The 12,146-nt window shown below is 63.5% G+C and carries 20 protein-coding genes; 10 read left to right on the top strand and 10 right to left on the bottom strand.

The features are described 5' to 3' along the window. Window positions 1–35 precede the first annotated feature (35 nt). Complete coding sequence (locus NKK51_RS21635; RefSeq protein WP_352554520.1) at window positions 36–584, top strand: MgtC/SapB family protein; 549 nt, start codon at window positions 36–38, stop codon at window positions 582–584. On the opposite strand, the gene NKK51_RS21630 is transcribed toward NKK51_RS21635, so the two are convergent. After that, complete coding sequence (locus NKK51_RS21630; protein WP_023813822.1) at window positions 564–1,502, bottom strand: alpha/beta fold hydrolase; 939 nt, start codon at window positions 1,500–1,502, stop codon at window positions 564–566. The two genes, NKK51_RS21635 and NKK51_RS21630, sit on opposite strands and share 21 nt — an antisense overlap. 146 nt (window positions 1,503–1,648) lie before the next feature. On the opposite strand from NKK51_RS21630, the gene NKK51_RS21625 reads away from it, so the two are divergent. After that, window positions 1,649–1,957, top strand: a complete 309-nt coding sequence (locus NKK51_RS21625) for a hypothetical protein (protein WP_023813821.1) — start codon at window positions 1,649–1,651, stop codon at window positions 1,955–1,957. A 91-nt stretch (window positions 1,958–2,048) separates the two neighbouring features. Next, the gene (locus NKK51_RS21620; RefSeq protein WP_023813820.1) at window positions 2,049–2,183 is read left to right on the top strand and encodes a hypothetical protein; all 135 of its coding nucleotides are present in this window, start codon (window positions 2,049–2,051) and stop codon (window positions 2,181–2,183) included. Between the two features lie 90 nt (window positions 2,184–2,273). Here NKK51_RS21620 and NKK51_RS21615 read toward each other — a convergent pair whose 3' ends face one another. The 5 genes from NKK51_RS21615 to NKK51_RS21595 form a co-directional block, all read right to left on the bottom strand. After that, the gene (locus NKK51_RS21615; protein WP_023813819.1) at window positions 2,274–2,519 is read right to left on the bottom strand and encodes a DUF982 domain-containing protein; all 246 of its coding nucleotides are present in this window, start codon (window positions 2,517–2,519) and stop codon (window positions 2,274–2,276) included. A 14-nt stretch (window positions 2,520–2,533) separates the two neighbouring features. Next, a complete protein-coding gene (locus tag NKK51_RS21610) occupies window positions 2,534–2,770 on the bottom strand; it encodes a DUF982 domain-containing protein (RefSeq protein ID WP_023813818.1) in 237 nt (78 codons plus the stop codon). Window positions 2,771–2,865: 95 nt separating this feature from the next. Beyond that, a complete protein-coding gene (locus NKK51_RS21605) occupies window positions 2,866–3,309 on the bottom strand; it encodes a GFA family protein (protein ID WP_023813817.1) in 444 nt (147 codons plus the stop codon). Between the two features lie 263 nt (window positions 3,310–3,572). After that, entirely contained in the window at window positions 3,573–3,752 is a 180-nt protein-coding gene (locus NKK51_RS21600) for a DUF3606 domain-containing protein (protein WP_023813816.1), read from the bottom strand. Window positions 3,753–4,241: 489 nt separating this feature from the next. Further along, the gene (locus NKK51_RS21595) at window positions 4,242–4,403 is read right to left on the bottom strand and encodes a hypothetical protein (RefSeq protein ID WP_023813815.1); all 162 of its coding nucleotides are present in this window, start codon (window positions 4,401–4,403) and stop codon (window positions 4,242–4,244) included. Between the two features lie 92 nt (window positions 4,404–4,495). On the opposite strand from NKK51_RS21595, the gene NKK51_RS21590 reads away from it, so the two are divergent. After that, on the top strand, window positions 4,496–4,924 hold the full coding sequence (locus tag NKK51_RS21590; RefSeq protein ID WP_023813814.1) for a DoxX family protein: 429 nt from the start codon (window positions 4,496–4,498) through the stop codon (window positions 4,922–4,924). A 57-nt stretch (window positions 4,925–4,981) separates the two neighbouring features. Here the strand turns inward: NKK51_RS21590 and NKK51_RS21585 are convergent, their stop codons facing one another. Both NKK51_RS21585 and NKK51_RS21580 read right to left on the bottom strand, forming a co-directional pair. Further along, window positions 4,982–5,287: a hypothetical protein gene (locus NKK51_RS21585; protein WP_023813813.1), complete on the bottom strand. Its 306-nt coding sequence runs from the start codon at window positions 5,285–5,287 to the stop codon at window positions 4,982–4,984. A gap of 73 nt (window positions 5,288–5,360) precedes the next feature. Continuing rightward, a complete protein-coding gene (locus NKK51_RS21580; protein WP_023813812.1) occupies window positions 5,361–5,630 on the bottom strand; it encodes a hypothetical protein in 270 nt (89 codons plus the stop codon). 347 nt (window positions 5,631–5,977) lie between these two features. Here NKK51_RS21580 and NKK51_RS21575 point away from each other — a divergent pair, with 347 nt between their 5' ends. From NKK51_RS21575 to NKK51_RS21555, 5 genes are all read left to right on the top strand, one after another. Next, a complete protein-coding gene (locus NKK51_RS21575; protein ID WP_023813811.1) occupies window positions 5,978–6,175 on the top strand; it encodes a hypothetical protein in 198 nt (65 codons plus the stop codon). A 171-nt stretch (window positions 6,176–6,346) separates the two neighbouring features. Next, entirely contained in the window at window positions 6,347–6,763 is a 417-nt protein-coding gene (locus tag NKK51_RS21570) for a hypothetical protein (protein ID WP_023813810.1), read from the top strand. Beyond that, window positions 6,756–7,178 carry a hypothetical protein gene (locus tag NKK51_RS21565; RefSeq protein ID WP_352554519.1) on the top strand — a complete coding sequence of 141 codons (423 nt, stop codon included), beginning with the start codon at window positions 6,756–6,758 and terminating at the stop codon, window positions 7,176–7,178. The genes NKK51_RS21570 and NKK51_RS21565 overlap by 8 nt, the downstream gene beginning before the upstream one ends. Beyond that, on the top strand, window positions 7,099–7,800 hold the full coding sequence (locus NKK51_RS21560) for a terminase large subunit domain-containing protein (RefSeq protein ID WP_245273300.1): 702 nt from the start codon (window positions 7,099–7,101) through the stop codon (window positions 7,798–7,800). The genes NKK51_RS21565 and NKK51_RS21560 overlap by 80 nt, the downstream gene beginning before the upstream one ends. A 374-nt stretch (window positions 7,801–8,174) precedes the next feature. Continuing rightward, the gene (locus NKK51_RS21555; RefSeq protein WP_023813806.1) at window positions 8,175–8,930 is read left to right on the top strand and encodes a phage terminase large subunit family protein; all 756 of its coding nucleotides are present in this window, start codon (window positions 8,175–8,177) and stop codon (window positions 8,928–8,930) included. 840 nt (window positions 8,931–9,770) lie between these two features. Here NKK51_RS21555 and NKK51_RS21550 read toward each other — a convergent pair. Further along, window positions 9,771–10,142, bottom strand: a complete 372-nt coding sequence (locus NKK51_RS21550) for a nuclear transport factor 2 family protein (protein WP_023813805.1) — start codon at window positions 10,140–10,142, stop codon at window positions 9,771–9,773. Between the two features lie 125 nt (window positions 10,143–10,267). Between NKK51_RS21550 and NKK51_RS21545 the strand changes: the two genes are divergently transcribed. Next, window positions 10,268–10,843, top strand: coding sequence for a hypothetical protein (locus NKK51_RS21545; RefSeq protein WP_023813804.1), 576 nt, complete (start codon window positions 10,268–10,270; stop codon window positions 10,841–10,843). Window positions 10,844–11,303: 460 nt separating this feature from the next. Here NKK51_RS21545 and NKK51_RS21540 read toward each other — a convergent pair whose 3' ends face one another. Next, on the bottom strand, window positions 11,304–11,915 hold the full coding sequence (locus NKK51_RS21540; protein ID WP_352554518.1) for a class I SAM-dependent methyltransferase: 612 nt from the start codon (window positions 11,913–11,915) through the stop codon (window positions 11,304–11,306). Between the last annotated feature and the right edge of the window lie 231 nt (window positions 11,916–12,146).

The raw sequence follows: 12,146 nt of genomic DNA, 5'->3' as shown, positions 1-12,146 counted from the left end.
CCGCGTTGTGGCGTCACGCTTTCGGAGGGGACATCATGGAACAACTCGTCGAGGAATTCGGCCATTCCACCTACACCTCGTTTCCGGTCATCGCGGCGCGGCTGTTGCTGGCGACGCTCTATGGCGCGATCATCGGTTTCGAACGCGAATGGCGCAATCGCCCGGCCGGACTTCGCACGCATATTCTCGTCTGCGTCGCCGCCGCCACCTTCGGCATCCTGACGGTCGAGATCGTGCACGCGCCGATGTTCGCGGGGGAATCGGTCAAGGTCGATCCGATCCGGGTGGTCGAGGCGGTGACCGCCGGCGTCGCTTTCCTCGCCGCCGGCTCGATCATGTTTTCGCGCGGCGAGGTGCATGGGCTGACGACCGGCGCCGGCATGTGGCTGGCGGGCGCGATCGGCGTCGCCTGCGGACTGGGTCTTTGGCAAGTGGCCGGGTTCGGCACGCTGATCGTGCTGGTCGTTGCCGGCTTTCTGCGCCGGTTCGAACGCGGACCCGGCCTTGCCGCCGGTGATGAAGGCAGTCAAGCAAAGGCGGAGAAGGAGGGGGCTTCGGCCCGATCAAAGGAAGAGCGAAGGTAATTCCGATCGCCGGGAAATGCCGTGACTGGTTTCACCGAAGAAGCCGGCCAGCAGATCGGCCGTGCGCGCCGGATTCTCTTCGGGAAAGAAGTGCCCGCCCGGCATCGCCTGGCCACGCACATCGTCGGCCCAGCCGCGCCACAGCGCCAGCGGCCCGCCTTCGCCGGCATACCAATCCGCCAAGGCGCCCTGACCGCTCCATAGCGCCAGCAGCGGGCAGCGGATGCGCCGGCCGGCTGCCTTGTCGGCATGGTCGTGCTCGCGGTCGAGCGTGGCTGCCGCCCGATATTCCTCGCAGATGGCATGGGCGTGGGCAGGCGCGCGCAAGGCCTCGATATAGGCCTGACGCACTTCGGCTGGAAACGCCGATGGCGGCGAGCCCCAGCCGTTGAGCGCATTGTCGACGATCGCCTCGGCGGCGCCGGACAGGATCTTTTCCGGCAACGGCTCAGGCTGCGCCAGCAGCGACCATGGCCAATAGCCCAGCGCCAGCCTGGCGTCGGCCCGGTCCCAGGCATCGGCGGTCGGCACGATGTCGAGAACGGCGAGCCTGTCGATGCTGTCCCGATGATCGAGCGCCATGCGGTAGGCGACACGCCCGCCGCGATCATGACCGGCGACCATGAAGCTGCTGAAACCCAGCTTCTCCATCAGCCTCCTCATATCGGCGGCCATGGCACGCTTGGCATAGGGTGCGTGGTCCGGAGTGGACGTCGGACAGGAACTGCGGCCATAGCCGCGCAGGTCGGCGCAGACGACGCTGAACCGGCTGGCCAGAGCGGGGGCGATGTCGCGCCACATCAGATGCGTTTGCGGAAAGCCGTGCAGCAACAGCAGCGGTGGGCCGCCGCCGGCACGCAGGCAGTATATGCCGGCATCGCCAATGTCGATTTCCGTGCTTTGAAAACCTTCGAACATGACCGCCTCCGGCACGCGCAACGGCCGGCAAACGGGTTTGGTTGCAATGCCGCCGGCGAGGCGGCCAACCTTTTTCTTCGACAGGCGTTGTCCCTGTGAAGGGAAGGTCGCCGCGGGCGGCCGTGAAAGAAAAGAAGGAGGCAGTGATGAGAACTCTCGCCATCATGCCACTAGGCCTCATGCTGGCGCTGGCAGTGCCGGCCGCGGCCCAGCAGCAGAACGACAGCCAGGCGCTGCAGGCCGACAAATGCAGGGCTCAGACCGAGCAAGGGGCAAAACAGCAGCCTGAACAGCAGGCCGATGACGGCAATTTGACCGCCAAGCTCAACGACTGCGGCGGCGTGCTGAAACCACCCCCGACGGGCGACCAGGGCATGGCGGCGCCCGCTCCCGACGAAGGCAAGACGCCGGTAATCAAGCCTGGTGAAGTGCCGCCCCAGCCGCCGAAACAATAAACGCCGGCTCGTTGGTATTATCGCGCAAGCTAATGGAACCTCGTTATGTTGGGAGCGTTTTTCTCACGACTTGGAATTTGGAGAGATTATCGTGAGAGATATTGCAGCCACTGCCACGTTGCTTGCCTCGATAGCGATCGTGATTGCCTTGATTCTGCTGGCGCCAAAGAGTTTTGGCTTCGAAACCTCTCACCCGATCGTACAGGGCGAGCTTCCGGCGGAATAATCGGATCGATTATTCGGATACGGAGTGATCAGGACCGATTTGCACGAAGCAGGCGAGGCAATAATGCCCCCCCTGCTTCTATTGAAACCGCTATCGCACCAAAACGCCGGAGTGGCTGCAGAGCGCTGCGAACGCTTCCTGTGCTTCGGCAGCACCTATCTTGGTTTCCAGGGCGGCTTCGACCTTCTCGCGCGCCGCCTGGTAGAACGGCCCGCGCTTGGCCTGCGGCCAGTCGATCAGGATTTCGCTGGCATCCTTGAGCGTGGCGACGTCGCGGATCGTATCCGACCCATGCGGCTTGATCCGCATCGGTGTGGGCAAAATGAGATCAGGCATGGCCCCTGTTCCAACTACTGGAGGAGTTTTGCTTCGCGCGCGGCGTCGATCATCGCCCGCATCGCTTTTTCCGCCGGCGTCCAGCCATCCAGCGCATCGCGGCAACTGCGCAACGCCGCCCGGTAGCGCCGTCCCTGGCCAGCCGGCCAGTCGCCGAGGCATTCCAGGCCTTCCCAGGCGCTGCGGATGATGCGCTCGCGCTCAGGCGCGAATTTCAGCCTGATCGGGCGGGGAAACATCTTGTCGTTCAACGGTTGTCTCCATGATTGCCGCAAGTCGCCGGGGCGACATGCGTGAGAGGCATCCGGTAACGTCGGCGGCAGGGCAGGGTTCCCTTCCCCGGAGATCAAATCTCAGCGTCGATGTCCGACAGCGATCTCGGCGTCGGCGCTTCGGCGTTGTGCTGCGCTGGGCGGTCGTGCTCGAACTGTTCGGTGCCGGACAGAGCGTGCAGCCAGGTCTCGCGCCTGGAGGTCCACAGTTCATATTCGGGCACGAGATCGGTCGGCGCGATGTCGAGGCTGCCGATCGCCACCTCGGCCTCGTTGTCGTCGACCCAGGCGACGCGGCCGCCGCAGGTCGGGCAAAAGCTGCGCGTGCCATAGGAGCTGACGAGGCCGGTCGTCTCGAAGGCCTCGCGCGGCCAGATGGCAAAGGCCGAGTAGACCGAACCGCCGGCCTTGCGGCAATCCTTGCAGTGGCACAGGCCAACGCGCAACGGCGGGCCGTGAACCTCGAACTGCACGCCGCCGCACAGGCAGCTGCCGGTCCTGCGTATGGTGTCGGACATGACGACCTCCCTCAATGCGTGGCGCTGCGGGCCGGGTGGGACAGATGCTCGTCTGCCGTTTCGTTGGCCAGGATGAGAAACCGGGAAAAAGACATCCTGTTCACCGTACCACCAGGCCCGGTTGACACGGCCCGCAGCATCTTCAACGCCGTCCAGGCGAAATGGTTTCGGGCCTAAAGCGCGCCGCGCCCGAACGAGTTCAGACGACCCGCTTCATGCATGTCGTTCTCCCAAAACCGAGATCCACTTGTGGGCGACATGCGCTAGCCGCGGGCCGCCATATGGGCGTCGAGCTTCTTGCGCGAGGGTCCGTAGCGCTTGATGATGGTCTGTGCCTCGCTTGGCGGAATGCCGTATTTGCGGGCAAAGGCGGCAACCTCGTAGGGCTCTTCACTCGAGACCTGCTTGCGGTCCTGCTTCGTCTTCGACTTGTCGTCAGCCATCTCAGGCCTCGCTTTCTGTTGTCGGGACGCGCAGCCTTCGGCGCCCGCGATCAACACGACATAACACAGATTGGCGCCGCCGGTTCCACCAGACGACATGGCCAGGCTGCAACCGGCCTGTATCAGGCCGATGGCCGCATGAGGTCGGCGCCGGAAGCGTGGTCGCCGTCACATTCGGAGCATGCAGCGCTGAGGCCGGGGCAGCCGCGCCGGTGCGTGCCGGCGGGGCAGCAATGGCCGTTGGAACTCGTCCAGCGCGGGCATTCGAAGACCTGGCCAGCGCCACCGCAGCCGCTGCACTCCAGCGGCGCCGACCGCACGCCATGAGATATTGCCCCAAACCTGACGCTTGTACGCAAATTTCAGCCCACCCAAAATCGCTGCGCCGGCACGCCGGTGCATTAGCCCCGACTAACGATAGCACTTCCGTGATTACCAACAAGTTTCAATCGCGCGATGCGCCGGAAAGCCGTTCGGGCCGGCGTGTCGTCAGGCCGGCTTCAGCCGCATCGCGGCGAGATACATGAGCGCCGAGGCGGCCTGCCCGCGGTCCCAGCCGGCGGCCTGGACCTTGCGGAGCAGGGCGGCAAACCGAAAATCGCTCTTTGCTGGCGCGGTGCGAGGCTTCGAAGCCTCCTTCGACCGCGGCAAGCGCCCTGTCGAGAAAAATTGGCCTGGCGTGTCGGACCTGGCGCCCGTCGCGCGTCCTAGGAGCGAGCAATCTGCAAAGCTGGAGAACGAGCATGTCGTCGCAAATCACTCAATCGCCGTGGCAGACCACGGCCCTTCTCATCGCCCGGCTGATCTTCGCCGGCGTCTTCCTGATGGCCGTGACCTTCAAGTTCATGGGCATGGACGCCACCGCCGGCTATATCGCCGCCGCCGGCTTTCCGTTTCCGCTGTTCCTGGCCTGGTGCGCGGCGATCCTGGAAGTCGCGCTGGTGCTGTGCTTCCTGACCGGCGCCTTCTTCTCGCAGGCGGCCCTTGTCGCCGCCGCCTATGTGCTGTTCCTCGCCCTGGCCTTCCACGGACCCAGCCACTGGGCCGGCAACCAGGCCGAGTTCGGCTTCTTCGTCGACCATTTTTCGTTCCTGGCCGGACTGCTGTTTGCGGCCGTGCATGGACCGGGCAAGGTGCTTTCGCTCAATTTGGGATGGCCGGGCAGGGCTTGAGGCGAGACCGACCGGCACCGCGCGAAGGACGCGCGCCGGGCCTGCCTTGGCACCCCCTCACAGCTGGTCGTTGTAGGGTTCCTTTATCTTGCCGACCATGCGGGCCAGCTTCGAAAAAGACGGCATCTCCGCCTCCGGCTGGCACTGGTTGGCGAGTTCCAGCAGCCGGATCGGAAAGTTGACGGCGTCGCGGCTGGACGCGGACATGCCTTCGGACCGCTCCTGGTTGGTTTCGCCTGCCTCGGTCTTGCGCAAGGCCAGGTCGATTTCCTCCGCCGTCAGCACCCCCTTTTGAACCAAGAGGCGGTTGATCGAGGCGACGGCCATCAACAGGCCTTCGAGTTGCAGGTTGGCGACATTCATGGCGATTGCTCCCGTGACTGGGGTTGAAACGCGCGAGCGGCATTTCCGCTCCAGAAAGGCTGCGGGCGAACGCCTATTCCTGCGTCAGCCGTTCGCCATATTCGCGCCACAGCGCCTTGACCTCCAGGCTGCCGAGGCTGCCGATCGAAACATCCCCACAGCTGATGGCGACGGCGCCGATGTCGTATTGGGGGTAGGCGTTGGCGACGAAACGGATGGCTTCGCCCAGCGAACGCACGCGGATGACCGGATCCGCCTGACCCTGGCCGGTGCTGCGCACGCCGGAAACCATGGCTGGTGCATGCCGCATCCTGAACACGGATGCCATGGCTGGTCTGTCCATCGTCCTCTCCCACAAGGCCGTGCGACGGGAATCATTCCATGAGCTTCGACGAATGATTTCACACCTGCCGGCTTGTGACCAGCCGCCGGAAAAAGGAGGGTTTTACGCGCTTTGCCAGCGTCGGTCAGGCCGGAATTGCGATCGATCTAGGAATTTTTTCTCAGAAAACGGTTGACGGGGTGAGTGCAGCTATGCTACATTTTTGTCCATGGTGCTGAGTTGCGCCGACGACCCGCCGCCGAGGCGGGTTTTTTGTTTCTGGGCTAGACATGTCGGCAGGACAGAGAGGGGCCCCAAGGAATGCCATCCTTCGCCCGATGACTCATTTCGCAATCCGAGAGACACTCATGACCCGCTACGCCACCATCATCACCGATGCTGACGGCCAGGAAATCGTCAGCGCCATCGGCGAATTCGAAGGTGCTGCGCCGCAGCCAGGCCTGGGGCGTGTCGAGCAGGTCGCGCCCAGCGTAAAGATCGGCATGGTGCGGGATGCGGCCGGCGGGTTTGACCGAATTAGGAATTTTTTCTCAGAAAACGGTTGACGGGGTGAGTGCAGCTATGCTACATTTTTGTCCATGGTGCTGAGTTGCGCCAACGACCCGCCCCTGAGGCGGGTTTTTTGTTGCTGGGCTAGACATGTCGGCAGGACAGAGGGGGCGCCAAGGAATGCCATCCTTCGCCCGATGACTCATTTCGCAATCCGAGAGACACCCATGACCCGCTACGCCACCATCATCACCGATGCTGACGGCCAGGAAATCGTCAGCGCGATCGGCGAATTCGAAGGCATTGCGCCGCAGCCACGCCTGGGGCGTCTCGAGGAGGTCGCGCCCGGCATAAAGATCGGCATGGTGCGGGACGACGCTGGCGAGTTCGGGTTCTCGCAGGCCGGCATCGCCGGGCACCTTGTCGGTCTGGTCATGGCGCGTCTCAGGGCGCGGGCCGGTCTGGCAAGGCCTGCCCCGGCGGCGAAGCCTGCCGACGCGGCAAAGCCAAAGCGCGTCCAGGGAGCCAAGAAGCGCACCAGGAAGAAATCCGCTCGTTCAAAGAAACCGGCCAGCCGGGCCGGATCGATGCCGAAGGCCGGCATTCCCGCTGCCAACGCCGTGGGTGGTGACGTCCGTGACTGACAAGACCGCCGCCGGGCCAACGCGCCGCAAGCCGGCAAAGCGCAAACCCGCCGCCAAACCGGCCGCGCAAAAGCCGCGCCGCAAGCGCGCCAAGAAGACACTGGGCGACGATTTCCTGGCTGCCGTGCGGGCTGATTTCCGCGCCTATGGCGCCGGCGTGATCGCCCAGGTGCGAGCCGACAAGCCGGACGAGTATCTGAAGATCGTGCTGTCGGTGCTGCCCAAGGATTTCGATGCCAAGATCAACCAAATGGACAGCCTGAGCGATGACGAAATCCGCAGCCGCATCCGCGCCCTCGAGACGATCGTCAAACCGTTCCTCGAAGAACCCGGTGATGTCCGTGAAGATGGAATATCTGGCGCTGCTGGCCGAACTGGACAGACGGCGCCGGACCAATCAATTGGCGGCCTATAGACCGTATGAACGCCAGGCCGAGTTTCACGCTGCAGGCGCGCAGAACCGCGAGCGCCTGTTCATGGCCGGCAACCAGCTCGGCAAGACCAGGGCAGGGGGCGCCGAATGGGCCATGCACCTGACCGGCCGTTATCCCCAGTGGTGGCAAGGCAAGGTTTTCGACACGGCCGTTCGGCTGTGGGCGGCCGGCGTCACCGGCGAAGGCACGCGTGACAATCCGCAGCGTGTGCTGGTCGGTCCGCCGCAGCAGCAGGCGGCCTGGGGCACGGGCATGATCCCGGCCGACGCCATTGTGCAGACCTTCATGGGCCGCGGCGCACCGGGCGCGCTGGACAGCGTCGTGGTGCGCTGGGGTGGCGGCGGCGACGTGCAGGCCGATGAATCGGTGCTGTCGTTCAAGAGTTTCGAGAAGGGCCGCGAGAAATGGCAGGGCGAGACTTTGCACGGCGTCTGGTTCGACGAGGAACCGCCGCTCGACATCTATTCCGAAGGCCTGACCCGCACCAATGCGACGGGCGGCATCACCATCGTGACGTTCACGCCGCTGCTTGGGATGTCGGATGTGGTGCTGTTGTTTCTGTCGGCGTCGCAAGTGGAGGGGATGGCCAAAGGCAGCGGATGAAGACGTTCAAGGGTATTTGCTGCCCGCAAGCTGTCTGGCGCGGGCCTTGGGATCGGTTGCTTTCCGGGTTAGCGGTTGGCACCATATCCTTTCATCACCCGTAATCTGGTTGTACCAGACATTGCATACTTTATTTGGTGTGTCCGGGATACAAACTTCGCGTTGGAACCCTGAAGAATTGGCGTACATCTTGCAGGTTTTCTTACTCGTATCATACGGAACGTTCGATTGGCATGCCGACGCGGTCGCGGCAATGGCCACAACGATTGCTATGCGGATCATGTATCTCCCCCAATTGGCCAGCAGCTTTGCATTGATAAACAGTATTATCAATGGCGGTTACTCGTCCCGGCAAATAATTTAGGCAGACTGATATGTCTCGACACGTCACCTTCATGACCATCGACGATGCCGCGCACTACACGCCGCAGGAGCGCGCGGCGATCGTCGCGGCCTATCCGGCGCATGAGCGCGAGGCGCGGGCTCGGGGCATTCCGGTGCTGGGTTCGGGCCGCATCTTTCCGGTGGCCGAGGCGCTGATCGCCTGCGCGCCGTTCCGGCTGCCGCGCTACTGGCCAAGGCTCGGCGCGCTCGATTTCGGCTGGGACCATCCTTCGGCCGCGGTCGAGTTGGCCTGGGATACGGAGGCCGATGTCGTCTATGTCACCAAGTCTGCGCGGGCCTCGCAGCAGACGCCGGCGATGCAGACGCTGACGCTCAAACCATGGGGCGAATGGCTGCCCTTCGCCTGGCCGCGCGACGGCCGCCGCGAAACGCTGGAAGGGGCGGGCGTGGCGCTCGCCCGGCAGTATTCGGCACACGGGCTGAACATGCTGACCCGCCACGCGCAATTCCCCGACGGTTCGGTCTCGGTCGAGGCCGGGCTGATGGAGATGCTCGACCGCATGCAGAGCGGCCGCTTCAAGGTGTTTGCCACGCTCGCCGACTGGTTTGAGGAATTTAGGTTGTTTCATCGCAGGGATGGCCAGGTTGTGAAGCTGCGGGATGATTTGATGGCGGCGACACGCTATGGCGTGATGATGCTGCGCGAGGCGGTGGTGGACCCGGCGGAGTTCAGGTCGGCGAGAAGGCCGGCGGGGCAGAGCGACCCGCTGGGGGCGTTTCGGTAGGGGCAAGGCTCCCCACACTTCGTCATTCTCGGGCTTGACCCGAGAATCCATGCCGTGATGGTCGCCGGGGAACGCGGCACGTCAGAATCCTGCGCCGTAGCAGCGCTCCAAGGTCACGGCATGGATCCTATGGTCTGCGCCGCGTCGCTCCGCTCCTTGCTCCGCCATAGGATGACGAAGAGACAGGGCGCGCCGGCCCTGCGCCTGTAGTCCGCAACACCGAATTACGGTGAATTACGGTGACAGTGCACTTTTATCGGTTGCACCATGTGACCGCAGCGAACCTCCGGACTGAAGCACCGGCACCGTAATTCTAGCTTATCGGCTAAACTTGGCAGCCAAAGCCACCAGAAAAAAGAGAGTCGAGACGGCGAGTGCCGCTCCCACGACAGCAAAAAGGCAAAGTATAAGTAAAGCACTGCGAAGGTGGTAACGCCAACCAGGCGTCGGAAAGTCAGAACGTCTGAGCTTCGGAGAACGAGCCCTGTTTTTGATCGAATGGAGCCTGTTCTCCACGCGGACAAAAGTTCACGAACGCAGTAGAGTGTGGCCGAGGCGAGGACAATGAAGACGATACCGCTAGCCACTGTGTCGCTTAGTATCTTTGTGTCTGAAATCACTGGCGTTATCTGAACTGCTTGGTGCTGGAGTTTCATGGAAGATAAGCGCTGTATGCGGGGATGTCAGCAACGAGTCGAGAGCGGGATTGCAAATAGACCCTATCCTGTCTGAACGGCACAAAATCATTCGGCTGCGTGGACGAGAACCTGTCTGTAAGCGAATACGATGACAGTGCACTCTTACCCGTCACACCACCGCAATTCGTATTGACGCCGCAAGCTACTCCACGATCTTCCAATAAGAATCCTTGCGGATCACCTTGCCGTCGCGAAACGTGTAGAAGTCGCAGCCTCGAACTTCCTTTTTCACACCCTCGCGGGTGGTGCCGGTGAGGGTCCATTTCGACATGCCGGTGTCGGCAGCTTCGTCCACAAAGTGCTGACCATTGCCGTAGTGGACATCGGGCAGGCCTTCGAAGCGTGTCGCCAGCGCGTCCCGTACGTTGCGCTTGCCCTCGCAACGCGTTCCCCAGGGCTCGGCGCCCCGCGGCATCTCCAGGACGCAGTCGTCGGCAAAGAACGCCATGATGCGATCGAGATCGTGCGCGTTGAAGGCTTCGCATAGCTCCGTCAGTGTCGCTCGAATGTCCATGCGCCCGTCTCCTGGATAACCGTCGATGTCCGAAGTAGGTCACTGGCGACGGGGCCGGTCAAGGGCGCAAGCCGCCGAGACGCCGTCCGAAAGCGGGAACTGCACCTCTATCGCGCTGGTTGCTCATGACCCTCCGCATCATTCCCGCCACGCTCCGCGATCTCTCCTACATCGCCGCCAATCTCCGCCCCGAAGACCGCGCCGAGATCGACTGCCAGCTTGACCATTGGTCGCCGGCGCTGCTGGCGCTGACGGCGCTGCAGGGGTTTGCCTATGTCGCCGAACTCGACGGCAATCCGGAGGCCGGGTTTGGCGCTGCCGAACAGCGCGGCGGGCTGTGGATCGCCTGGAGCTGGGGCACGCGCCGCATGAAGCGCTGCGTGCCTGGGATCACAGACTTCTTTCACGCCGTGCTGGGGCCTCAAGTCGCGACGCGCGGCGCCTGGCGGGTCGAGGCCCGGGCGCTGGCCGTCAATGAACTAGCGCTGCGCTGGCTCGGCCGGCTGGGCGCCACGCAACGCTGCCTGTTGCCGGGCTACGGCCGCAACGGCGAAGACTTTTTCCTCTACGACTGGACAAGAGAAGGCTGGAACCATGTGTCTGTTGCAAAAACCACCGGAACTGAAGCCGCTGCCGCCGGTACCGACGGCGCAGGACAAGGACGTGCAGGCGCGCGAGGCGGCACTGCGGGCCGAGCTTGAACAGCGGAACGGTACCGCCGGCACCATCAAGACCGACCTCGCGCCGGCGAGCCTCACCGGCCAGCGCCGCGTGCTGCTGGGGCTTTAGACCATGACCGCGATGAAGCGCAGTTTCAGGAAGCGTGTGTGGGACTGGTGGGTATGGCGAAGGCATGCGCGGGTGATGAGAAGGCGGTGATTAGCCAATCTCCCCCCTCGTGGGGGAGATGCCCGGCAGGGCAGAGGGGGGCGCGAAGGAACGCGGCATTGCTGGCCTTCCAAAAACAGGCACAGACCTATCGGAAGTTCAGTTGATATCGTGGATACGCTGGCGGGACAGCGCCCCCCTCTGGCCTGCCGGCCATCTCCCCCACGCGGGGGGAGATCGGCAGCTTCAGCCCCGGCCCTTCGCTGTCGCTTCGGGCCTTCGTCGCTCGCAAAGCCAAGCAATTGGCTTTGCGTCCGCTACGCGGACCGCCCCTCACGCCTTCTTCGCGAAAGCCCAGACCATCAGCGGGTATTCCTCGTCGTTGCTGAGATCCCGCCATAGGCCATAGGCGCGCACGGGGCCGCCGATATGGGCCCTGGCGCAGGCCTTGTTGCCCCAGCCATGGACCTTGACGTTGGCTTCCGCGAAGCCGCCCTCGACCATCAGCTGCTTGAGGCCGGCGGGGGTCCATCTGTTGTAATCGTGCGGCCTGGCGTGGACGCGAAACAGGAAGGGTGTCGCCACCATCGCCCAGCCGCCGGGCCGGGTCATGGCGTGGATGTTTTGCACCGCCGCCTGCGGCCGCTGCACATGTTCAAGCACCTGGTCGGCGATGACGATGGAATATTGCTCGTCGGTGCGGTCCCTGCAGATGTCGAAGGCGGGGAAATCGACCGAGCGGTAGTTGGGGCACATCGTCCGCCAGTAGCGGTTCCAGCCGGGCGAGATCTCGATCACGTCGGAAGATTTGCGGTTTCCCGCTTCGAGAAAGAGGCTGAACGCCTCGATCTGGCGGATGCGCAGCCAGTTGCGGGAATCGTAACCGATGAGCCGTTTCACGGCGCGTTTGCTTTGGCTTTTCAGGGCGGCAAGGCTTGTCGTCACATCGACCTCCAACAAAACCCGCCGCAGATGTGCGTAGCACCGCCAAGTGGGCAAAAGATGACAGGGGTTTTTAAAGAGAGGTAGGCGCGAGGCACCCCCCTCTGTCCTGCCGGACATCTCCCCCGCAAGGGGCCCGTTGCGTTATTAAGTTATAGGGGCAAGGAGGGAGGGTCAGGCCAATGTGGGGTGCCTTGCGGCTCGGGTTTGAGGCCGGATTGGCTGGGGTTTGAC

Origin of the sequence: Mesorhizobium sp. M0011 (assembly GCF_040324155.1) — a bacterium.
Lineage (GTDB): Bacteria > Pseudomonadota > Alphaproteobacteria > Rhizobiales > Rhizobiaceae > Mesorhizobium.
The sequence above is the reverse complement of the archived record's forward strand: the minus strand, read 5'-3'. Positions and strand labels throughout refer to the sequence as shown.